Annotated in this window: 15 protein-coding genes and 2 pseudogenes; 7 read left to right on the top strand and 10 right to left on the bottom strand. The window is 66.4% G+C overall.

Annotated features, from left to right (window positions below; genetic code table 11):
- Nucleotides 1–1,631 (bottom strand): helicase-related protein (locus NW75_RS13330; RefSeq protein WP_269430334.1); only part of this gene is annotated, 1,631 nt, incomplete at its 3' end.
- Between the two features lie 268 nt (nucleotides 1,632–1,899).
- On the opposite strand from NW75_RS13330, the gene NW75_RS26585 reads away from it, so the two are divergent.
- Nucleotides 1,900–2,670: a hypothetical protein gene (locus NW75_RS26585; protein ID WP_231565196.1), complete on the top strand. Its 771-nt coding sequence runs from the start codon at nucleotides 1,900–1,902 to the stop codon at nucleotides 2,668–2,670.
- Complete coding sequence (locus NW75_RS26580; protein WP_231565195.1) at nucleotides 2,661–3,368, top strand: M23 family metallopeptidase; 708 nt, start codon at nucleotides 2,661–2,663, stop codon at nucleotides 3,366–3,368. The genes NW75_RS26585 and NW75_RS26580 overlap by 10 nt, the downstream gene beginning before the upstream one ends.
- Nucleotides 3,369–3,376: 8 nt before the next feature.
- On the opposite strand, the gene NW75_RS13320 is transcribed toward NW75_RS26580, so the two are convergent.
- Nucleotides 3,377–5,026 (bottom strand): ATP-binding protein, encoded by a 1,650-nt coding sequence (locus tag NW75_RS13320; RefSeq protein ID WP_033965689.1) that lies wholly within the window; start codon nucleotides 5,024–5,026, stop codon nucleotides 3,377–3,379.
- A 170-nt stretch (nucleotides 5,027–5,196) separates the two neighbouring features.
- Here NW75_RS13320 and NW75_RS13315 point away from each other — a divergent pair, with 170 nt between their 5' ends.
- A complete protein-coding gene (locus NW75_RS13315; protein WP_081988761.1) occupies nucleotides 5,197–6,456 on the top strand; it encodes an HD-GYP domain-containing protein in 1,260 nt (419 codons plus the stop codon).
- Between the two features lie 43 nt (nucleotides 6,457–6,499).
- On the opposite strand, the gene NW75_RS13310 is transcribed toward NW75_RS13315, so the two are convergent.
- The 4 genes from NW75_RS13310 to NW75_RS27795 are packed head-to-tail and all read right to left on the bottom strand — an operon-like array spanning nucleotide 6,500 to nucleotide 10,628.
- Nucleotides 6,500–7,222: a TIGR02186 family protein gene (locus NW75_RS13310; protein ID WP_405053004.1), complete on the bottom strand. Its 723-nt coding sequence runs from the start codon at nucleotides 7,220–7,222 to the stop codon at nucleotides 6,500–6,502.
- 38 nt (nucleotides 7,223–7,260) lie between these two features.
- Nucleotides 7,261–8,175 carry a sulfite exporter TauE/SafE family protein gene (locus tag NW75_RS13305; protein ID WP_033965687.1) on the bottom strand — a complete coding sequence of 305 codons (915 nt, stop codon included), beginning with the start codon at nucleotides 8,173–8,175 and terminating at the stop codon, nucleotides 7,261–7,263.
- A 48-nt stretch (nucleotides 8,176–8,223) separates the two neighbouring features.
- The gene (locus NW75_RS27800) at nucleotides 8,224–10,296 is read right to left on the bottom strand and encodes a glycosyltransferase (RefSeq protein ID WP_331386148.1); all 2,073 of its coding nucleotides are present in this window, start codon (nucleotides 10,294–10,296) and stop codon (nucleotides 8,224–8,226) included.
- A complete protein-coding gene (locus NW75_RS27795) occupies nucleotides 10,254–10,628 on the bottom strand; it encodes a hypothetical protein (RefSeq protein ID WP_331386147.1) in 375 nt (124 codons plus the stop codon). The genes NW75_RS27800 and NW75_RS27795 overlap by 43 nt, the downstream gene beginning before the upstream one ends.
- Before the next feature lie 158 nt (nucleotides 10,629–10,786).
- Here NW75_RS27795 and NW75_RS13290 point away from each other — a divergent pair, with 158 nt between their 5' ends.
- A complete protein-coding gene (locus NW75_RS13290; RefSeq protein ID WP_033965684.1) occupies nucleotides 10,787–16,609 on the top strand; it encodes an alpha-2-macroglobulin family protein in 5,823 nt (1,940 codons plus the stop codon).
- 214 nt (nucleotides 16,610–16,823) lie between these two features.
- Nucleotides 16,824–18,859 (top strand): annotated as a pseudogene (pbpC, locus tag NW75_RS13285) (penicillin-binding protein 1C).
- A gap of 40 nt (nucleotides 18,860–18,899) precedes the next feature.
- On the opposite strand, the gene NW75_RS13280 reads toward pbpC, so the two are convergent.
- On the bottom strand, nucleotides 18,900–19,349 hold the full coding sequence (locus tag NW75_RS13280; RefSeq protein ID WP_033965692.1) for an RcnB family protein: 450 nt from the start codon (nucleotides 19,347–19,349) through the stop codon (nucleotides 18,900–18,902).
- Between the two features lie 133 nt (nucleotides 19,350–19,482).
- Nucleotides 19,483–19,980, bottom strand: coding sequence for an outer membrane protein assembly factor BamE (locus tag NW75_RS13275; protein ID WP_033965682.1), 498 nt, complete (start codon nucleotides 19,978–19,980; stop codon nucleotides 19,483–19,485).
- 157 nt (nucleotides 19,981–20,137) lie between these two features.
- Between NW75_RS13275 and NW75_RS13270 the strand changes: the two genes are divergently transcribed.
- Both NW75_RS13270 and NW75_RS13265 read left to right on the top strand, forming a co-directional pair.
- Complete coding sequence (locus NW75_RS13270; RefSeq protein WP_033965681.1) at nucleotides 20,138–20,599, top strand: ubiquinol-cytochrome C chaperone family protein; 462 nt, start codon at nucleotides 20,138–20,140, stop codon at nucleotides 20,597–20,599.
- On the top strand, nucleotides 20,596–21,123 hold the full coding sequence (locus tag NW75_RS13265; protein ID WP_033965680.1) for a YceD family protein: 528 nt from the start codon (nucleotides 20,596–20,598) through the stop codon (nucleotides 21,121–21,123). Before NW75_RS13270 ends, NW75_RS13265 begins: the two co-directional genes overlap by 4 nt.
- On the opposite strand, the gene NW75_RS13260 is transcribed toward NW75_RS13265, so the two are convergent.
- Together NW75_RS13260 and NW75_RS13255 are read right to left on the bottom strand one after the other, a co-directional pair.
- Nucleotides 21,120–21,668 (bottom strand): SixA phosphatase family protein, encoded by a 549-nt coding sequence (locus NW75_RS13260; RefSeq protein ID WP_033965678.1) that lies wholly within the window; start codon nucleotides 21,666–21,668, stop codon nucleotides 21,120–21,122. The two genes, NW75_RS13265 and NW75_RS13260, sit on opposite strands and share 4 nt — an antisense overlap.
- A gap of 11 nt (nucleotides 21,669–21,679) precedes the next feature.
- Nucleotides 21,680–22,828, bottom strand: a pseudogene (locus tag NW75_RS13255) (helicase C-terminal domain-containing protein); the annotation flags it as partial.

The raw sequence follows: 22,828 nt of genomic DNA, 5'->3' as shown, positions 1-22,828 counted from the left end.
TCCCCGAGGCGGCGCTCGGCGGCGGCGAGCAGCAGGCGCTTGTCGGCGGCGCGCGCATCGGCGGCGACGGTGAAGCGAAAGCCGTCGAGCCGCCCGATCGCATGATCCTCGACCAGCACTTCGCCCTCAGGCCCGATCGTCACCGGCAGCGCGCGCGGATCGGTGCCGATCTGGCGCATCAGCAAAGTGGTGCGCTTGTCGACGAAGCGCTGCGTGAGACTGGCGTGCAGCGCATCGGACAGGCGTTCCTCGACCGCGCTCGCCCGTGCCGACCAATGCGCCGGGTCGGCCAGCCAATCGGCCCGGTTGGCGATGTAAGACCAGCTGCGTGCCGCCGCGATTCGCCCGGCCAGCGTCTCGACATCGCCCGCGACATGGTCGAGCCGCGCGATTTCGGCGGCGAACCATTCGTGCGGGACATGGCCCTTGCCTTCGCTGAGATAGCCCCACAACCGCGCGACGAAGCGGGTATGCGGATCGACCCCCAATTTGCGGAAATCGGGTACGCCGCACGCCGCCCATAACCGCGCGACCATCGCCGGATGCCGCGCGCGGGCGCGCACGCCCGGCTCCTCGGCCATGCGCTTGAGCACCGCGAGATCGACCGATTGCGGGGCCGCCCACAAGGCCGGATGCTGCGGGCGCTGTTCCAGGCTTTCGATCAGCGCATCGACGCTCGAATAATCGGGCTCGCCTTGCCGCCAATAGAGCTGTTCGAGCGGCGGGAAGCGATGTTCCTCGATCGCCAGCACCTCTTCCGGCGCGAACGCCCCCGGCCCTTCCTCGACCAGCGCGCCGAAGGTGCCGTCGCGCTGATACCGCCCGGCGCGCCCGGCGATTTGCGCCATTTCAGCGATGCGCAGGCGGCGTTGGCGATGACCGTCGAATTTGTTGAGGCTGGCAAAGGCGACATGCGCCACGTCCATGTTGAGCCCCATGCCGATCGCATCGGTGGCGACCAGATAATCGACTTCGCCCGCCTGGAACATCGCGACCTGCGCATTGCGCGTGCGCGGGCTAAGCGCGCCCATCACCACCGCCGCACCGCCGCGTAAGCGCCGCAGCATCTCGGCCACGGCATAGACTTCCTCGGCGCTGAACGCGACGATCGCCGAGCGTTTGGGCAAGCGGCTGATTTTCTTGGCCCCGGCATAGGTCAACGTCGAAAAGCGCGGACGATTGATGATCTCGACCTTCGGCACCAGCGCCTTGAGCATCGGCCGCAGCGCTTCGGAGCCGAGCAGCATCGTCTCCTCCCGACCCCGTGCGCGTAAAATGCGGTCGGTGAAGACATGGCCGCGCTCTGGGTCCGCGCCCAGTTGCGCCTCGTCGAGCGCGACGAAGGCGAGATCCTTGTCGAGCGGCATCGATTCGGCGGTGCACAGGAACCAGCGCGCGTCCTTGGGCACGATCTTCTCTTCGCCGGTGATCAGCGCGACGCGATTCTCGCCCTTCAGCTTGACGACGCGGTCATAGACTTCGCGCGCCAGCAGCCGCAGCGGAAAGCCGATCATGCCGCTCGAATGGCCACACATCCGCTCGACCGCGAGATGGGTCTTGCCGGTGTTGGTCGGGCCCAACACTGCCGTAACGGGCACCGCCGCAGCGGCGCGGTCTTCGTTTCGTTGCATGACCCCTGCAACATCGCGTGCCACGGAGCCGCGCGCAACCGCTGACCGCAAGAATTATGGTAATCTAGGTTTATTCCCTTAACCATATCGAATTACGCACTTTTCCGTAAGTCCATCCCTTCGCCGCATAGACCAAACGCTTCGCCGCGCCCTGCCCATTTCAACGGCTCGGTTAATTTGACTTTAGGCTTTGCCCGGCACAGTCCTACGCCGGATGCTGCGGGGCGGGTACTGGCGGCAGTTGGAATTTTCGGGGGCACCCTCAGCCTTGTTCTTGCGAAGCGATCATGGCCTGGAACAGGCGGGCGGCACGGCGACGATGGCATTCGGTCGCGCGATCGTCCCACAACCCGAACTGGGGCTGGTCGATCGACTGCGCGCCGCCGCGCTCCAGATCGACTGGGTGCCCGATCTCGGATCGCGAATCGGTTCGCTCGACTGGTGGCGCGGCGCGGCGACCTGCGCCGCCCTGTGCGCTAGCGCGATTGCGATCGCTCCGCCGATCGGTCGACCGTTGCTCGGCACCATGCCCAGCCCGCTTTCCGGCACCGACCGCGACGAAGCGCGCGCGCAAGCGATCGCGCCGATCGCCTGGGGTGGCGACAGCGGGCGACATATGGCGGCGAACGACCTCGTCGTCCCGCTGGCCGAAGCACCCGAACGCCCGATCGAGGATCGCACCGTCACCGTCGGACGCGGCGGCGGCTTTGGCGACATGCTGCAGCGCGCCGGCCTTTCCGAACGCGATGCGCAGGATGCCACCGCGCTGATTTCGTCCGCCGTGCCGCTCGGCGATCTGAAGCCCGGCACGCAAATCCCGATGACGCTGGGTCGGCGCCCCAACAAGACCGTCGCACGTCCGCTCGAAGCGCTGTCGGTACGTGCGCGCTTCGATCTCGAACTGACGTTGAAGCGTGTCGGCAGCGGCCTGACGCTCACCCGCCAGGCGATTGCGATCGACAATACGCCGCTGCGCATTCAGGGGCCGGGTCGGGGGGCAGCCTGTACCGTTCGGCGCGCGCCGCCGGTGTGCCGGTGAAGCTGGTCGAAACCTATATCAAGGCGATCGCCACCAAATTCGCGATCGGGCGGGTTTCCTCGGGCGACACCTATGATTTGGTGATCGAGCGCCAGCGCGCCGCAACCGGCGAGCAGCAGCTCGGCAATCTGCTCTTCGCCGGGCTCGATCATGGCGACAAGAAGACGCAATTGGTCAAATGGACCGACGGCACCTGGTATGAAGCCTCGGGCCAGGCCGAGCGGCAAGGCATGTTCACCATGCCGGTGTCGATGGCGCGGGTGACATCCAGCTTCGGAATGCGTTTCCACCCGCTGCTCGGCTTCACGCGGATGCACAAGGGCATCGATATCGGCACGCCGTGGGGCACACCGATCCACGCCCCCGCCGACGGCACCATCGTCTATGCCGGGCGCAGCGGCGGCTATGGCAATTTCATCAAGATGGCGCATGGCGGCAACATCGTCACGTGCTACGGCCATCTCAGCCGGTTCGCGACGCGGTCCGGGCAGCATGTCGCGCGCGGCCAGGTGATTGGCTATAGCGGCTCGAGCGGGCTGTCGACCGGCCCGCATCTCCATTGGGAAGTCATCCGCAACGGCGTCGCGGTCAACCCGCGCGGCTTCTCCTTCTCCAGCATTGCCACCCTGTCGGGCGAACAATTGCGCCAGTTCAAGGCGAAAGTGGCGAGCCTGTTGGCGGTACGCCCGGGGGCGTAACGCCCGCGTTACCGCCCCTGCGCGCGCCAGCGTTTGAGCGTCCGCGCAATAATCTCGCCCTCTCCGCCGGTTTCCCGCCACAGCCGCGAGAAAACGGGGTCGTCCGATGCGGGGCGCTTGTCTTCGGCCAGCGTATCGAAGGCGACGCGGATCGGGATCGCCACGCCCTCGCCGCAGACGATCGCCTCGCGATTGCGCAAGGCGGGGATCGAATCGAGAAATCCGCGCGCACCCTCGGGCATCGCTGCACGGACAAAGGCCTGGTCGCGATCGTTGTTGAGCCGCATCGCGATGATCGTGCCGCATTGCGACAGCACCCCCTCCGCCAGATCCGATGGCCGCTGGGTAATCAACCCCAGCGCCACGCCATATTTGCGGCCTTCCTTGGCGATGCGGCTGAGGATGCGTCCGACGCTCGAAAAATCGGCATGTTGCCCGCTCGGGATGTAGCGATGCGCCTCTTCGCAGACGAGCAGGATCGGTCGCTGCGCCTCGCCGCGCGACCAGATCGCAAAGTCGAACACCATCCGCGCCAGCACCGCCACCACCACCGAGGTAATCTCGCTCGGCACGCCCGACACATCGATGATCGAAATCGGCTTGCCGTCGCCGGGCAAGCGAAAGATCCGCTCCAGGAACGCGCCCATCGTATCGGCGACCAACATGCCCGAAAACATGAAGCCATAACGCGGATCGGCCTTGATCTCGTCGATCTTGGTCTTCAGCCGCAAATAGGGCGCGGTGTCGCCCGCCCGATCGAGCTTGCCCATTTCGAGCTGAATCAGGTTGGACAGGTCGCTCAGCAGATAGGGAACCGGGGCATCGACCGTCAGCTTGCTGATTTCCTGCCCCAGCCGCCCCTTCGCGCGCGCGCCGAGCAGGCATTTGGCGAGGATGTCGGCATCGATTTGCCGTTCCGCCCCCGATGCGGTGACGAACACCTCGCAATGTTCCTCGAAATTCATCAGCCAATAGGGCATTTGCAGGTTGGACACGTCGTAGATCGCGCCATTGCCTTTGAAGGCCGCGGCATATTCGCCGTGCGGATCGACCATCACGATATGCCCCTGCGGTGCCAGCTCGCAGATGCGGTGAAGGATCAGCGCGGCCGCCGTCGACTTGCCCGTGCCGGTCGAGCCCAGCAGCGCGAAATGTTTGCCGAGCAGGGCATCGACATACAGCGCCGCGCGGATGTCGGGCGTCGGATACACGGTGCCGATCTCGATATTCGCGCGCTCGTCGGCGGCATAGATCTGCGTCAGATCGGCGGTGGAAACCGGATAGACCGGATACCCCGGCGTCGGATAGCGCGTGACGCCGCGGCGGAAATTATACAGCTTCCCTGTCAGCTTTTCCTCATCGCCCTCGCCCAGGAAATCGACCTGCGCGGCAATACGATCCTCATGCCCGTCGACCAGTTTCAACGAGCGGACATTGGCGATCAGCCACGCGCCGCCGACGCGCACCTTGATTTGGCTGCCGACCGAACCGGCGGCGGCGATAACGGCGTCGCTATGCCCCATCGTCCCTTCGAGCGCGACGGGATCCAGCATCACCATGCTGCTCGATCCGGCAATATCGAACACCATGCCAATGCACGGTACCGCTGCGAACGGCACGGTTTGGACAAAGGCGTTTCCGCCCGGCATCTCGGTCATTCGCGGCAGCCCCTGCTTGCGTCGGGGAATTCATGCAAGGCAACCGGTAAAGATTGGATGAGGACAGGCGCAGCGCCCGACGGGCCATCGGCATTTGTGCTCGCGTGGCGTCTGCGGGGGGAACGCAATTTTAACCGATTCGCCCGCACCAATTATGCCGACGGAGAGTAATGCTCAGACGAATAACCCCCGATCAGATTAAAATCGGCATGTTCATTCATGCCTTCGATGAGTCGTGGCTGGAAAATCCCTTCTGGCTCACACGCTTCCTCGTCAAAAATGCCAGCGATGTCGAACGTATCCGCAAAAGCGCCGTTCCATCGGTCGTGATCGACGAGCGACGCGGCGTGCCCTTGAAAGCCGCGAGTTCCGGGCGGGCCACCGCAACCGTTCCGACGCGTCCCGACCGGGGATCGCCGCCAAGGTCGCCATTGGCACAACAGCAGGCCAACAGTTTCGCCGAAGAGACGGAGCGCGCGACCGAAATGGTCCGGGCCGCGACCGACGAAATAAAATCTCTCTTCGACGCAGTCCACGGCGGAGATATTGTAAATATTTCCGCATTTTCAGCGACGGTTGTCGACATAATATCGTCGATTGAACGCAACCCTCGCGCGCTGATCGCCATTACGCGCCTCAAGTCACGCGATGTATATACCTACGTACACTCTCTTTCGGTTAGCGCACTCCTGGCCAGTTTCGGGCGCAGTCTGGGCATGACCGAGCAAGAGGTTTTCGAGCTCGGGCTCGCCGGTCTTCTCCACGACATCGGGAAAATCTTCATCCCCGATGCCGTTCTTCGGAAACCCGAATCCCTGACCGACGAAGAGTTTGCCGTAGTGCGCACCCACCCAGAGCGAGGCTATCACCTGCTCCGCCAGGACCCGACGACGCCCGCAGTGGTATTGGACGTCTGCCGCCATCATCACGAGCGGGTCGATGGCACGGGCTATCCGTTTCGGTTGAAGGGGGAGGCGATCAGCCGCGTGGCGCGGATGGCCGCCATCTGCGACGTTTACGACGCCCTGACATCCAACCGAGTCTATAAAAGCGCTTGGACGTCGCAGCAGGCCATCACCAAAATGCACCGTTGGGTCGGCCATTTCGATCCAGAGCTTCTGCTTTCCTTTATGAAAGTGATTGGAGTTTATCCGGCGGGATTGCTCATACGGCTGCCGTCCGATCGCCTCGCGGTTACCCTGCTGAACGGTCGCCGTGCATCGCGCGCCAAGGTGCGGGTGTTTTATTGTGCCCGGACCCGGACGCCCGTGCCGCTCCAGGATGTCTTCATCGAGGACAACCTTTCCCACGATGAAATTCTGAAGGAACAAGACCCACTCGATTGGGGCATAGCCAACTGGGCAGTGGTTGCGGAGCAGCTGATGGACGGGAAAGCCCCGCGCCTGCCCTCCAAACCCTTGTTTTCGTAACGTCCTCAAGCGAAGCGGACGGGAGAGAGGTGGCAACCCGCCCTCAGAACCGTCGCGCGATTACCCCCGCGCCCCAGCCGAACAGCACCGACAACGCCACGGCAACCAGCCCGTACAGCACCGATTGCCGATCCGCCGAGCGCGCGACGAACCGTTCGAAGCCCGACTTGCGAATGTCGATTTCCCGCGTCGCCACCGCCAGCACGCGGCCATCGCGGATCAGGAAGGTTTCCGCCGTGAAACGCCCCACGGGCACCCGCGCCGGGATCGTGACGCGTGCACGATAAAGCACGCCCTGGGTGATCTCGACCGCGCCGGGAGCTTCGACATACAGGCCATTGCGCGCCTTCAGTTCGACCAGCCCGCGCGCAAAGCGATCCTGTTCCTGCGTCGGCGCGCTGGAGGCGGGCGATAGTTGCAGGCTCGACAACCCCAATTCGTAAATTGCGCGGGTGCGCGCATCGAGCATCTGCGCGATCGGCTTGGACGATGCGATCGCATAAAAACTCGGGGCGGAGCGATAGCGCAGGCGACTGGCGTTGACCCAGATCAGCCCGCCCAGTTTTTGCTTTTCGCGCACCAGGATCGATTGCACCGGTCCTTTCACCACCACCACGATGTCGGTCGGCTTGTCGTCATCGGGCAAGCGTCCGCCGGGATAGAGGATCGCCCCGAACAGCAGCAGATTGGCACCGGTAAAGCTGTATTGGATCTCGATGTCGCGTTGCGACACGTCGGGCACCAGCACCGGTTTGGCCTGCGCCATCAACAGCGGTGCAAGCAGGACCGCGATCCAGCCGCGTCTCACGACAATTCGACCGAGTAGAGTTCATCGGGACGCCACCCGAGCCCCAGGGCAATCCGCCCGGCGACGAGCAGCACGATCACCGCCAGCGCCAGGCGCAGATATTCAGGCTTCACTTTCGCGGCGAAGCGCACGCCCACTTGCGCCCCGGCGACCGAGCCGAGCAACAGCAGCGCCGCCAAAACGATATCGACCGCCTTGGTCGTCGTCGCGTGCACCATCGTCGCCATCGCGGTGACGAACAGCGTCTGGAACAGCGACGTGCCGACCACCACCTGCGTCGTCATGCCGAGCAGATACAGCATCGCCGGCACCAGAATGAACCCGCCACCCACACCAAGCAGGATCGTCAGGATGCCGACGCCGAAGCCGAGCAGCAGCGGCGCAAGCGGCGAGATATAGAGCCCCGAGCGATAGAAGCGCGTCCGCAGCGGAAGCGATGCGACCAGCGGGTGATGCCGCCGCTTGCGCGCCTTGGGAGCCAGCCCGAGGCGTGTCGCGCGAATCGCGCCCAGCGCCTCCTTCGCCATCATGCTGCCGATCGAACCGAGCAGCACGACATAGACGATCGCGATTACGGTATCGATCTGTCCACTCGCCTGCAGCAAGCGGAACACCCAGCCGCCGAACACCGACCCGACCAGCCCGCCCGCGACCAGCACCCCGCCCATCTTGAAGTCGACGCCCTTGCGTCGGACGTGCGCGAACACGCCCGAAACGCTGGCCCCGGTCACCTGACTCGCCGCGGAGGCGGCGGCGACGGTTGGCGGAATGCCGTAGACGATCAGCAACGGCGTGGTGAGGAAGCCGCCGCCGACGCCGAACATGCCCGACAACAGGCCGACACCGCCACCCAGCAACACGATGACGAGCGCGTTGACCGAAAGATTGGCGATGGGCAGGTAGATGTCCATTGCCCGACAGCGTTAGCCGCTCGCGCTTCCCGCGCAAAGCACGCCGTTTCAGAAATCGCTGCCGAGCGTCACCGCCAGCCCCGATCCAGGGCGCGCGGCCCCGGCGACGCGTTGCCGCCAGTCGAGCCCGAGCCGCACCGAACGCGCCCCGATCGGGATAGCGACGGCAAGCGAAGGCCCAAGATCGAACCGTGCCGCGCCGCGCTGCGCCGCACCCCACAGCCCTGCGCCGAAATCGACCCGGACGCGGCCGATCTCGGTCACCGGATGCGCGACGCGCAGCGCGCCATCGACATAAGCCTCGGTCGCGGTGCGGCGAATAACGCCGGCCTGGCCATAGCCTTCTAGCCGAAATCCGAGCGGCAATGGCGTTGGATCAAGGCCGCCGACAACCCCCAGCGCCGGTCCGCCGCGCCCGCCCGCAATCGCGAAACGCTGTTCGGCGACCAGCCGCAGCGGCAGGCGAGTCGGTTGCCATTCGACGCCGAGCGCGGCCTCGCGCAGGCCTGGCCCAAGCGGAGAGGACACGCGCCCGACCAGCGCGACGCGATGTTTGCGATCGATGGCATAAGCGACCCGCACCCCCGCCTGCGATCCGCCAAGCTGCCCGCCAAGCCCGCCCGGTGCGAGCCCGGAACCACCGCGCGCCAGCAGCCACGCGCTTGCCGACCAGCGCGAGAGCGGACGTGGCACCAGGGGCTGGCTCTGGCGATGGGGCAGCCCCGGCAATAACGGGGACTCCTGCGACACCGGTTGCGCATCGCCATAGCGGACGAGACCCAGCAGCGCGAGCGCGATCCGGGTCGGATCGGGCTTGCGCAGGGTCAGCCTCCCACGCGGTTTGGCCGCAGCGGCACGGTACCAGCGCCGCACGTCTCCCTTCGCCGTGTGTTCGGACGCGACGACAGGCGATTCCGGCGGGATCACCGCGACCGGCACCGGCACGACGGCGCGAAGCACATCCGCCGCAGAATCGATCTGCGGCCACAGCAAAGCGACCCGGACCCCGATCCACGCAACCAGAAACACGGCGAGGAACCGCAAAGGGCGTCCCCGCCCGGCCGTCACTGATCGACCTGCGCCACATCCGGGAAGGTGTGCTGGGTCTTGTCCCACCGCAGCGCCGTGCCGCGGAGCGACGCGACATAGGCGACCATCGCACGCCGCGCGGCGAGCAACGCGATGAGATTGCCGACAAAGGCGCGCGGCAGCGACCATGCCGCCTCGCGCCAGCCATAGGCCGCACCGGTAAAGGCTGCCCGCGAGCCGAGCCGCCACAACAGCAAGACCGCATTGACCTGCAACAGCCCCACCATCGGATCGGACAGCGGCAGCCCCCCGCCGTCCAATAGCGCATGGCCCAATCGAGACGCACCCCAGGCCACCAACGCGACATAGGCGATCGCCAGCACCAGCACCGAAATCGGCGCGCGGCGGTCGCGCATGCGCATCCAATGTTCGTGCAGATCGAGCGGGCGCGCCCACCCCCATCCGGTCCCACCCCGCCAGCGCGATACCCGTCATCCAGCGCGATTTCTGCCGAACGGCGGTTTGCAGCGTCCCCGGGAAATAGGCGCGCACCGCGACCAAGGGCCCGCCCGGTCTTTCGCGGACCCGCGCGAACGCACCGCGACCGCCCAACCCGGCAATGTGCAGGCCGAGTTCATAATCCTCGGTCAGGCTGTCGGCGTCGAACGGCATGCCACCGCGCGCGGCCGCGATCCGCTCCAGCATTCCGCGCTCGATCGCGCACGCCACCCCGGCCAGCGGCAACCCCGCGCCAAGCGCCTGGCGTACCACGAGATTCTTGCCGTGCGCCTCCGCAAACTCGTCGGCATAATGCCCCGATACGAGCCGCGCTTTGCCGTCCACCAACGGCAAGACCGGCAATTGCACGGCGGCGTAGCGCCCGATCAGGCCGTCGATCACGCGCAGTTCGCCCGGATGCACCATGTCCTCGGCATCGTGCAGCTCGACCGCCGCCACGCGAATCTGCTCGTTTTGCTCATCGCGCAGCAGCGCCGCCCAGAGCGCGTTCAGGCAATCGGCCTTGGTCGTCGGGCCATCGTTCGGACCGATCACCAAGCGGATCCGCTCATCGTCCGCCGCGACCTCGGCCACGGCGGCGATGGTCGGAAGATCATTGGGATAGTGCCGACATAGATGCGGTAGTCGGGATGGTCGAACCGGGCGAGGCAGGTCCGCAACATCGCGCCGATCACGCCTGCTTCGTCCCAGGCGGCGACGAACACCGCGATCCGACGGGGCGCGCGCCGGGTGTAGCCCTCCAGCGTGGCGGGCAACCCGTCCGGTCGCCGCCACAGCCGCGTCCCGATCCAGGCAATATCAACCGCGACATCATCGAGGCCACCGACGAGAAAGCCAAGCGCGGCGAACAGCATCGTTTCGCGCGCGACCGCGTCCAGCGCGGCGATGATCCACTCTCCCCCCAAGAGCGTTCCTCCCCTCGACCGGCCCCCCGAGTCGATCTACACGGAGTGTCTAGCAGCGATGGCCGCGTAGCAAGCTGTCATCACACCGTCACCATTCGTCGCTGTACTAGCACGGCTCGTCGCTTTATATCGTGCGGTAAAGCCTTTGGGAGGATTCGATGAAGCTCGCGTTCCGAGTCGCACTGCTCGCTTTGGCGCTTGCTCCATTTGCAGCTTCTGGCGACTCCAGCCCGCAAGTCATCCTGGCCACCCCCGGCATTGGCGACGGCGCGATCGAACGTTTCACCGCACGCTTCAGCCAGCCGATCGTACCGCTCGGCGATCCGCGCGCGGCCTCGCCCTTCGACGTCACCTGCGCGGTCAGCGGGCAGGGGCGGTGGGTCGATCCGCAGACCTTCGTCTATGATTTCGCAAACGGCCTGCCCGGCGGCACCGTCTGCAAGTTCAAGCTGCGCTCGGGCCTGAAAAGCGTGTCGGGCTATGCCGTGACCGGGCAACAGGAATTTTCGGTCGACGCCGGCGGCCCGGTCGCGCGCGCGGTGCTGCCCAGCCAATATGACAGCGAGATTGAGGAGGATCAGGTCTTCCTGGTCGCCGCCAACCTGCCCGCCACCCCGGCCTCTGTCGCTGCCAACGCCTATTGCGCGGTCAAGGGCATTGGCGAGAAGATTCCGGTCGAAGTGCTCGCACCCGATTTGCCCGGCAAGTTGCTGGGCGAAATGGGCACCGACAATTGGAACGTGCGGAACTTCCTGGAAAGCGCCGGGCTCCCCGCCGCGATCCCCGCCGCTGCCGATCGCGCCAAGGCTTATGCCGGGGTGACCGCACTGAAGTGCCGCCGTCCCCTGCCGCCGGGCACCGACATGGCGTTGGTATGGGGTGCCAACATCGCAGGGGCCAGCGGCAAGACCGCAGGGGCCGACCAGCGCTTCGATTACACCGTGCGCAAGCCCTTTACCGCCCGCTTCGAATGCGGCCGCGTCAATGCGCAGGCCGGATGCAATCCGGTCGAGAAAGCGTGGGTGCGCTTCTCCGCGCCCGTCGCGACCGATCTCGCCAAGCAAATCCGCATCCAGACCGCCGACGGCAAGCTGCTGACCCCGACGCTGTTCGATGATTCCTCCGAAGATTCCGGGCACGGCGACGCCAAGAGCAAGGCGACCGTCTCGTCGGTCGGGTTCAAGAGCCCGCTGCCCGAATCGCAAACCGCCAAGCTGCTGCTGCCAGCGGGCGTGAAGGACGAGAGCGGGCGCGCGCTTTCCAATGCCGAGCGCTTCCCGCTCGACGTGCGCTTCGATGCAGCCCCGCCGCTGGTGAAGTTTGCCGCGTCCTTCGGCATCTTGGAATCGAAGCAAGGCGGCGTGCTGCCGGTGACGGTGCGCAATGTCGAACCAGCGCTTCAGGGCACCAACCTCAGCATCGCCGGGCAAGCGCTGCGCATCGATGGGTCGGATGGCAAGATCGCCGAATGGCTGCGCACCGTCGGCCATGCCGATGATACGGCCAGCCATGAGGAAACGCGCGGCAAGGACAAGGTCCGCATCAACGACACCGGCGCGACCTCGATCCTCGGCAAGCAAGGCGCGTCGCTGAAGATCGGCCTGCCCGGCAAGGGCAAGGATTTCGAAGTCGTCGGCATGCCGCTCGGTGGCGGCAAGCCCGGTTTCTATGTCGTCGAACTGGCCAGCCCCGTGCTCGGCCAGGCGTTGCTCGGGCGCAAGGCACCGCGCTATGTCGCCGCTGCGGCGCTCGTCACCAATATGAGCGTCCACTTCAAATGGGGCCGCGCCAAGAGCCTCGCCTGGGTGACCGCGCTCGACACCGGCAAGCCCGTCGCCGGGGCCGAGGTGCGCGTGAGCGACAGCTGCACCGGCCAAGTGCTCGCGCGCGGCGTGACCGACAAGAGCGGCGGCGTCTATGCCCCGCCGGGCCTGCCCGAGCCCGAGACCTGGGGCAGTTGCGAAGGCACCAGCAGCCATCCGCTGATGGTGTCCGCGCGCGCCGCCGACGATTTCAGCTTCACGCTGACGGCATGGGGCGAAGGCATCCGCCCATATGATTTCGATTTGCCTTATGGCTATCAGGCGCGCGGCGAAATGCTGCACACCGTGTTCGACCGGATGCTCGTCCGCCAGGGCGAGACGATCCATATGAAGCACATCCTGCGCACCTCGATTGCCGATGGCTTCGGCATGGCCCCGGCGGTGTCCGGTACGCTGCGGCTGCAGCATCGCGGGTCCGACACGCAGTTCGATTTGCCGCTGACGATCGACGCCAATGGCATTGGCGAGAATGAGTGGACCGCCCCCGCCGGCGCGCCAATGGGCGATTACGACCTGTCCGTAATCGTCGACGGTCGCCGCATCGAAACCACGCAATCCTTCAAGGTCGACGAATATAAATTGCCGACGATGCGCGCGAGCGTCACCGGCCCCAAGGACGCCGCGATCCGCCCCGCCAACCTGCTGCTCGATCTATTCGTCGGCTATCTGTCGGGTGGCGGCGCGTCGAACCTGCCGGTCGACATGCGCATCGGCTATTTCGCGCATGACACCAAGCCCGACGGCTATGAAAGCTACAGCTTCGGCGGCAAGGCGATCGCCGAGGGCACCAAGCCGCTCAACGGCGATGGCGAGGAGGAGCAGACCGCGCTCCCGCCAACGCAGACCCTGCCCACAACGCTCGGCGGTGATGGCACCGGCAAGCAGACCGTCGCCGTGCCGCAAACGCTGGACGGCGTCACCGACATGCTGGTCGAAATGGATTATCAGGACGCCAATGGCGAAATGCTGACCGCATCCAAGCGCATCCCGATCTTCCCGAGCGCCGTGCAACTGGGCGTGAAGACCGATGGCTGGCTGATGAAGCAGGACGATTTGCGCCTGCGCTTCGTCGCGCTCGACACGAATGGCAAGCCGATCGCCAACCAGGCGATTTCGGTCGCGCTCTACAGCCGCCAGATCCTGACGGCCCGGCGGCGACTGATCGGCGGCTTCTATGCCTATGACAACCGCATGAAGACGACCAAGCTCTCGCAAAGCTGCACCGCGACGACCGATGCGCAGGGGCTGGCGACATGCAAGATTGCGCCGGGCATTTCGGGCGAAGTCTATGCCGTGGCGACGACCAAGGACGCGAACGGCAATGAAGCGCGCGCGACGCAAAGCGTGTGGCTGGCGGGCAATGACGATTGGTGGTTTGGCGGCGACAATGGCGACCGCATGGACGTCGTGCCCGAACAGCAGGCTTATAAAGCAGGCGACATCGCGCGCTTCCAGGTGCGCATGCCCTTCCGCAAGGCGACGGCGCTGGTCACGGTCGAGCGCGAAGGCGTGCTGTCGAGCTTCGTCACCGAACTCAGCGGCACCGATCCGGTGGTCGAAGTGAAGATGCCGGGCAGTTACGCGCCCGACGTGTTCGTCTCGGTCATGGTCGTGCGCGGCCGTACCGAAAGCGGATTCTGGACGTGGCTGCACGGCATCGCCCAGTCGGTCGGGCTGGCGAGCAGCCCGCCCGAGGGACAGGAGCCGACCGCACTCGTCGATCTCGCCAAGCCGAGCTATCGCCTCGGCATCGCCAAGGTGAAGGTCGGCTGGGAAGCGCATCAACTGCACGTCGCGGTCAAGGCCGATCGCGCGCGCTACGCCGTGCGCGACGTGGCGCAAGTCGATGTCGCGGTGAAGACGCCCGACGGCAAGCCTGCGCGCACCGCCGACGTTGCCTTTGCGGCGGTCGATGAGGCGCTGCTGCAACTCGCCCCCAATGATAGCTGGGACGTGCTGACCGCGCTGATGGGCGAGCGCCCGCTGTCGGTGCTGACCTCGACCGCACAGACCCAAGTCGTCGGCAAACGCCATTATGGCAAGAAAGCGGTCGAGGCCGGTGGCGGCGGCGGCGGCGATTCCTCCGGGCTCAATCGCGAGAATTTCCAGCCGGTGATCCTGTGGAAGGGCCGCGTCGCGCTCGACGAGAACGGCCATGCCCGCATTCCGGTGACGCTGAGCGACGCGCTGTCGTCGTTCAAACTGGTCGCGATCGCCACCGATGGCGCGCAACTTTACGGCACGGGCATGACGAGCGTGCGCACCGCGCAGGATCTGTCGATCTATGCCGGCATTCCCCCGGTCGTGCGCACCGGCGATTTCTATGCGTCGAGCTTCACGCTGCGCAACGGATCGGACAAGCCGATGACGGTGACGGCAACGGTCGACCTCACCCCGGCCATCGCGCAGGGCAAACCGCTGACGGTGACGATCCCGGCGGGCGGCGCGGTGCCGGTTGCGTGGAATCTGACCGCACCGGCCAATATCGATCGCTTGCGCTGGCATGTCAGCGCCAAGGCGTCGAACGGCAAAGCGGTCGATCAGATCACCACCGATCAGGCGGTGGTGCCGCTCTATCCGGTCGAAGTCTGGGCGGGCACGCTGGCGCGCGTTGGCGCGGACACCACCATCCCGATCCAGCCGCCTGCGGGCGCGATCGCGGGGCGCGGCACGGTCGATATCCGGCTCGACGATACGCTGGCACCGCCGCTCGCCGGGGTGCGCGAGTTCATGGCGCGCTATCCTTATGATTGCTTCGAACAGCGCCTTTCGCGCGCCGTTGCGCTCGGCGATGCCGGCCTGTGGCAATCCCTGGCGGGCGATCTTCCCGCCTATCAGGCAGATGACGGCCTGCTGCGCTATTGGCCATCGGGCAGCCTGACCGGCTCGGAAGCGCTGACCGCTTATGTGCTGGCGATGACGTCCGACGCGGGATTGCCGATCCCGGCAGGCCCGCGCGGGAAGATGATCGAAGGGCTGAAGGCCGTGCTCGACGGGCGCTTGCGGCATGAGGATTATGGCGATGTGCGCTGGCAGCGCGTCTATGCCTTCAACGCGCTCGCCCGTGCCGGTGCCGCGACGCCTGCCATGCTCGGCCAATTGAGCATGACACCAAAGGAAATGCCGACTGCGTTGCTTGCCGATTATCTGGTGTCGCTCGACCATCTCCAGGGCCTCGCCAACGGGCCCGCTTTGAAGAGTGCGGCAGAGGCGGTCCTGCGCACGCGGCTGGTCTATGAAGGCACGCGGCTTGATCTCTCGGACAGCAGCAACCAGCCATGGTGGCTGATGTCGTCGGGCGACGAAGCGTCGATCAAGACCGTGATCGCCACGCTCGGTCGCCCGGGCTGGCAGGACGAAGCCGCCAAGATGATGGTCGGCGTTGCGCTGCGCCAGTCGCACGGGCGATGGGACACCACTACCGCCAATGCCTGGGGCACGATCGCGGCGCGCAAGTTCGGCGCGCTCTATCCCGCCAGCGCGATCATCGGCACGACGACGCTGGGGTTGGGCACGCAGACGATCAGCAAGAGCTGGCCGCTCGCCGCCACCGCGCGCACCGCAAGCTTTGCGCTGCCGACGACCCAGACCCCGCTGAAACTCGCGCAATCGGGTGGAGCCGGGCCGTGGGCCACCGTCTCGGTGTCGGCAGCGGTGCCACTGACCAAGCCGCTGTTCGCCGGCTATGAGATGCAGCGCCGTGTCGAGGTGATACAAGCGCGCACCAAGGGGGTGCTGACGCGGGGCGACGTGGTCAAGGTGACGATCACGGTCAAGGCCAGCGCCGAGCGTAACTGGGTGGTGATCAACGATCCGATCCCGGCGGGCGCGACGATCATCGGCGATCTGGGCGGGCAATCGCAAATCCTCGCCGGACAGGCGCAGGCCGGGCCTGGCACCAAGTTCGAGGCGCGCGATGCCGATGGCAAGCTGTGGGACATTCAGGTCGGCGTCGTGCCCGCCTATGTCGAACGGCGGAGCGATACCTGGCGGGCCTATTATGGCTGGGTGCCACGCGGGGCGTTCAGCGCGTCGTACATGCTGCGGCTGAACGGGGCGGGGCGCTTCAACCTGCCGCCGAGCCGGGTCGAGGCGATGTATTCGCCCGCGATCCGCGCGCAACTGCCGATCGATACGATGACGGTCGTGCAGCGATAATCTTTGTTGAATCCACCCCGGCGAACGCCGGGGCCCAGTATCGGGCCGTTGAATGATCGAGCGTGGCGCTCTCTTGCAGAAACTGTCGCAACTGGGCCCCGGCGTTCGCCGGGGTGGTGAAAAGCTTTGGGCTGCGCTCCAGACTCGGGCGGGGGCGAGCGTCGCCGGGCTAACGCTCGCGCTCGTCGCCTTCATCGCGCTTGATTATGCGACCATGCCCCCGCCGCTCCCCGGTTACGCCCAGGTCCGCGCCGCATGGCATCCATCCGAAGCGTGGCTCTATGACCGAAACGGCGTGCTGATCGACAGCGCGCGGGTCGATTTCAAGGCGCGCCGCCTCGCCTGGACCCCGCTCGACCACATCGCCCCGGTGGCGCGCACGACGATCGTCGGTGTCGAGGACCGCCGCTTCTTCTCACACGGCGGCGTCGACTGGCTCGCGCTCGCCGGGGTCGCGCGCGACAAGGCCAAGGGCGAACGGCGCGCGGGGCGAGTACGCTGTCGATGCAGGTCGCCGGTTTCCTCGCGCCCGACCTTGCCGCCCCCGGCCAGCGCCATTTCTGGGACAAGATCCGCCAGATGCGCGCCGCCTGGGCGCTCGAATCACGCTGGTCGAAGGATCAGATCCTCGAAGCCTATCTCAACCTGGCCGGGTTTCGCGGCGAAGCGCAGGGCATTGGCGCGGCCGCGCTCGGGCTGTTCGGCAAGACCCCCGACGCGCTCGCCCGCGATGACGCACTGCTACTGGCGGCGCTGCTGCCCGATCCGCAGGCCGACGCCGGAACCGTCGCGCGGCGCGCCTGCGCCGTATCGCACGAGCAGGACTGCGGGCGTTTTGCCGGGGAAGCCGCCTCGATGCTCGGCCCGGCGCGCAGCCTCGCGCTTGATCCCGGCCTTGCCCCGCATCTGTCGGACCGGTTGCTGACCAAGCCCGGGCTCAAGGTGACCACCACGCTCGATCGCCGCATCCAGACGCTCGCCATCGTCGCCTTGAAGCGGCAGTTGCAGGGCCTTGGCGGCGCGCGCGCCCGCGATGGCGCGGTGGTGGTGGTCGACAATGCCAGCGGCGACGTGCTGGCGTATGTCGGCGGCATTGGTGGGGCGTCGACCGCGCCCGCCGTCGACGGCGCGAACAGCTATCGCCAGGCGGGATCGACGCTGAAGCCGTTCCTTTATGCCCAGGCAATCGAGAAGGGCTATCTGACCCCGGCCTCGATCCTCGACGATTCGCCGGTGCAGCTCGATACGGCGTCTGGCCTGTACGTGCCCCAGAATTACGATCGCGGCTTTAAGGGGCCGGTGTCGGCGCGTTCGGCGCTGGCGGGGTCGCTCAACGTGCCTGCCGTGCGCACCTTGCTGCTCGTCGGGGTCGATCCGTTTCGCGACCGACTATGGGATACGGGCTATCGCGGGCTGGTCGAGGATGGCGAGTATTACGGCTATTCGCTTGCCTTGGGATCGGCTGAAGTCACCCTGCTCGAACAGGCTGATGCTTACCGTAGCCTCGCGCAAGGCGGGCGCTGGTCACCGCTGCGGCTGACGCTCGATGCACCGCACACCGCCCCGCGCGCGATTACCACCCCGCAAGCCGCATGGATCGTCGCCGACATGATGGCCGACGCCAATGCCCGCGCGGTCACTTTCGGGCTCGATTCGGCGCTGCATTTGCCCTTCTGGGCGGCGGTGAAGACGGGGACGAGCAAGGCGTTGCGCGACAATTGGTGCATCGGCTTCACGCAGAAATACACGGTTGCCGTGTGGGTCGGTAATCTCGAGGGCGATTCGATGCGTGCGGTGTCGGGCGTCAGCGGCGCGGCACCGGTGTGGCGCGACATCATGCTGTCGCTCAATGCCGAGGAACGCGGCACGCCGCCGCCGCGCCCGGCGGGCGTGGAAGCGCGCGCGATCACCTTTGCGCGCGCGATCGAACAACCGCGCACCGAATATTTTCTGGCCGGCACCGGGCAAAGCCACATCGCCTTCGCGCCCGACGAATCGCGCCGGCCGCGTATCACCAATCCGGTGTCGGGCAGCGTCTATGCGATCGACCCGGACATCCCGCACGACCGGCAACGCCTCGCGGTGGATGTTTCGGGCGCGGTGACGGCGCACCGTTTGTGGCTCGACAAGACCGACATTGGAGCGGCGGATTCGCAACCCGAAATCATCGCCGGGCCGGGCACGCACCGCTTGCGCCTCACCGATGTCGGCGGGCGCGTGGTCGATCAAGTGATGTTCACGATTCGCTGAAACACCGGCCGCGCCGAGGGCGCGGCCGGTGCGATATGGTTTAGCGATAGAAGCCGCGGATCACGTCGATGACATAGCCGCGCCGCGTATCGACCAGGATCACGTCGTCATAGTGCCGGATCCACTGCTGGCCATAAGCCGGACGACGCAGATGATAGCGCCATGGATCGGCGATGATGTAGCGCGGGCCATAATAAGGCGCGCCGATGCGCAGGCCGGGGCGGAACGCGGTGTAACGGAACGGCGCTTCCCAGTGGCCGCGCGCATACCAATTGGGGTTGCGATCACGCCAGCCGCGCCAGTCATCGCGGCCCCACGCGCGCTCCCGATCGCGTACGTCTTCCCGATAATCGTGGCGGGCGTCGCGGAGATCGCGCTGGTCGCGCCGGATGTCTTGCCGGTCCCGGCGCAGGTCTTCGTTCGATTGAGCACTGGCGGCAACCGGGACGAGAGTTGCAGCGAGCAGCGCGGTGGCAATGAATTTGCGCATCATATCCTCCATGTCTGGCCGACCGGATCAAGAGGTCAAGCCATGCAAGGGATTTTGGCAAGCGCGCCCTGAACGGTTTGCGAACACAGATGACAGGATTTTGTCAGGATTGCCGAAAGGGCGTTTCGCCCCGTTACGGCGTATCGCGGCCGCCACCGGTGTTGTTGTTGCCGCCCTGGCCGCCACCAATCGCGCCGACCGTGCCGATATTGCCGAACAGTTCGTCGAAGAAGCTGCGCTTCTTGCCCAAGGTCGGCGTGGTCTTGCCCGAGGGGCTGATCGACGCGACCTGCTCGGCCCCCGAGCGCCGCACCGCCGACACGACGCCGCGCGAATCGAAGCTGATGCGCAGCGTCACCTGATCGCGGACATGCGGATTATTATAGGCAAAATTGCGCACGTCGCGCGAAATGTAATACCAGTCGCCCTGGTTGAATTCACTGGTGAAGGTCGGCTTGCCGAGCACCGCCAGCACAGACTGGCGGGTATCCGTGCCCGCCTGGACCGAATTCACCAGATCCGAATCGATGACATAGCCCTGATGCCCCTTCAGCGGAACGCAGGCGCTGGCCCCGAACACACTGGTGGCGAGGGCAGCGGCCGTCATCAGGCGGACGGACTTGGGGCTCATCGACACTCTCCACAGGCACGCAAAGGTCCGGGACGCATTGCATCGCGGACAGGGAGCCTCAATATGCCGGGAAACGCGGCCAAACAAGGGCGCATGGGGAACAAGGTTTTGGGCTGGCTTACCAGATTGCTGGGCGGGGGAGCGCGATACGGTCGCGTTGCGGCTGTACAATGGCGTGATCGAACGCGCGCGCGCGCCGCATTGGTATGAGGCGGGCGGCGTGCCCGATACGCTCGACGGGCGTTTCGATATGGTGGCGGCGGTGCTGGCGCTGGTGCTGTTGCGACTGGAAGGAGACGCCGAATCGGCCTCCGTCAGCGCGCGCCTGACCGAGCGTTTCGTCACCGACATGGACGGACAATTGCGCGAAAGCGGCATTGGCGACATCGGGGTCGGCAAGCATATCGGCAAGATGATGAGCATGCTTGGCGGGCGGCTGGGCGCATATCGCGATGGGCTGGCGATGGGCGATCTCACTGCGGCGCTGCAGCGCAATCTCTATCGCGGCGTCGACCCCACCCCGCCCGCGCTGGCACATACGCAAGCCGCGCTGATCGCCTTTCGCGACGCGCTCGCCGCCACCCCTGCCCCCGCGATGATCGCTGGAGACTTGCCATGACCACCCCAGAATTTTCGCGACTGGAGCGAATCGACACGATCGGCGAGGGGGCCCGCAGCGTCTCGATCACCGCCGATGCGACCGAACGGGCAGCACTGGCGGAACGGTTTGGCCTGCTCGCGGTCGATCGGCTGGAGGCGACCTTCCGCGTGCAGCGCGATGCGGCGGGCGTGGTGGCACGCGGCGAAGTGCGCGCGTCGGTGGTGCAGGCGTGCTCGGTGACCGAGGAGCCGTTGCCCGTCACCGTCAGCGAAGACGTCGCCTTGCGCTTCGTCACCGAGCAGGAAGCCGCCGCCGAGGAGGAAATCGAACTCGATCTCGATGCGCTCGACACGATGCCCTATGACGGGGCGGCGATCGATCTCGGCGAAGCGGCGGCGGAGACGATGGCACTGGCACTCGACCCGTTCCCGCGCGGCCCCAATGCAGCGGCGGCGCTGCGCGAAGCAGGGGTGATCAGCGAGGAAGAGGCCAAGCCCGCAGGGGCGTTGGCCGGTTTGAAGAGCCTGCTGGCGAAGGATTAATCCTCTTCAGGGCCCAATGCTGGATCGAGATCGCGCGGACGAACGAAGCGCACCAGCCGCGCGCTCCCCGCCGCCAGATCGGCCCAGCCCCCTTCGAACGCGAGTTCGGCGATAGTCGCGGTCGGATATTTGGCCTCAAGCGCGACGCGCGCGGGCTCGTCCGAGTTCGGAACCAGCAGCATCGCCAGATCCTCCAGCCCGGGATTGTGGCCCACCAGCAGGACCCGCGCGCTATCCTCGGAAAATTCGTGGACGATATCCAGCAGCGTAACCGCCGAAGCGAGGTAGATGCGCCGATCCCACTCGGGCGCAAGCGTGCGGCCATAGCCCGTTTCGACCTGCGCCAACGTCTCTACCACACGGAGCGCGGGCGAGGCGATGATGTGATCGAACACCGCGCCACCACTGCGCAAATAGCCGCCGATCAGCGCGGCGGCGCGTTTGCCGCGCGCGTTGAGGGCGCGGTCATAATCGCGGAGCGCAGGATCGTCCCACCCCGATTTGGCGTGGCGGAGCAACGTCAGCGTCTTGGTGCCGGCGGTCATGCGAGTCTCCGTCAGGCGGTTTCGCGCGCCTCATGCCCCGTTTGCGCGGCAGAGGGAAGCGCCGCTGCACGCGCCACCGCTTCATCCAGCGTCACGCGCGTGATGCGGACGCCCGGCGGGAACGCCGTCAGCAACCGCGATGGCATCGCGGCAGACAGCAGAACGAACACGCCGTGATCGTCGGCGCGGCGAATCAAGCGCCCAAATGCCTGCGCCAGCCTTGCCCGCACGATGCGATCGTCATAGCCGCTACCGCCCCCTGCCAGACGCCGCGCGGCGTGCAGCACGGTCGGCTTGGGCCAGGGCACGCCCTCCATCACCACCATCCGCAGCGAGCGGCCCGGCACATCGACTCCGTCGCGCAGCGCGTCTGTGCCGAGCAAGGAGGCCGCCGGAGCATCGCGAAAAATATCGACCAATGTGCCGGTGTCGATCGGGTCGACATGCTGGGCGTAGAGCGGCAACCCCTCGCGCGCGAGCCGATCGGCAATGCGAGCATGGACGCCGCGCAACCGCCGGATCGCGGTGAACAGGCCCAACATCCCGCCGCCGCTCGCCACGCCGAGCCGCGCATAGGCATTGGCGAGCGCGCCCATGTCGCCGCGCTTCACATCGGTGACGATCAGCACCTCGGCCTGCGCCGCATAATCGAACGGCGACGCCGCCTCGAACCGGCTTGCGCCGCGCAGCAGATGTGTCGCCCCGGTGCGCGCCTCCGCCACGTCCCAATCGCCGCCGCCGCGCAAGGTCGCCGAGGTCACCAGCACGCCATGCGCGGGTTTCAGCACGGTCTCGGCAAAGGGCCGCGTCGGATCGAGCCAATGGCGGTGCAGGCGACATCATAATCGCGCCCCTCGACCCGATCGACCGCCATCCAGTCGACGAAATCGGGCGAGGCGGGGCCACCGATCCGCGCGAGCAGCGACAGCCACGCCGCCACCGTCTCGGCACGCCAGCCGAGTGAGGCCACCGCGCCTTCGATGCGCGCGCGCGCCGGGCCATCCATCCAGTCGGGCGCTTCGTCGAGCACCGCCTCGAGTCGCCGCCCGAGCGCCACCAGCGGGCGCACCAACGCATCCAGCGCTTCCGCCGCCGGACCTGCCGCCTCGATCAAGCCGGGATCGGGTTCGGCCAGTTCGGTCTCCAAGCCATAGCCCCGC

The sequence above is a fragment of the Sphingomonas sp. Ant H11 genome (assembly GCF_000797515.1).
GTDB lineage: Bacteria > Pseudomonadota > Alphaproteobacteria > Sphingomonadales > Sphingomonadaceae > Sphingomonas.
The sequence above is the reverse complement of the archived record's forward strand: the minus strand, read 5'-3'. Positions and strand labels throughout refer to the sequence as shown.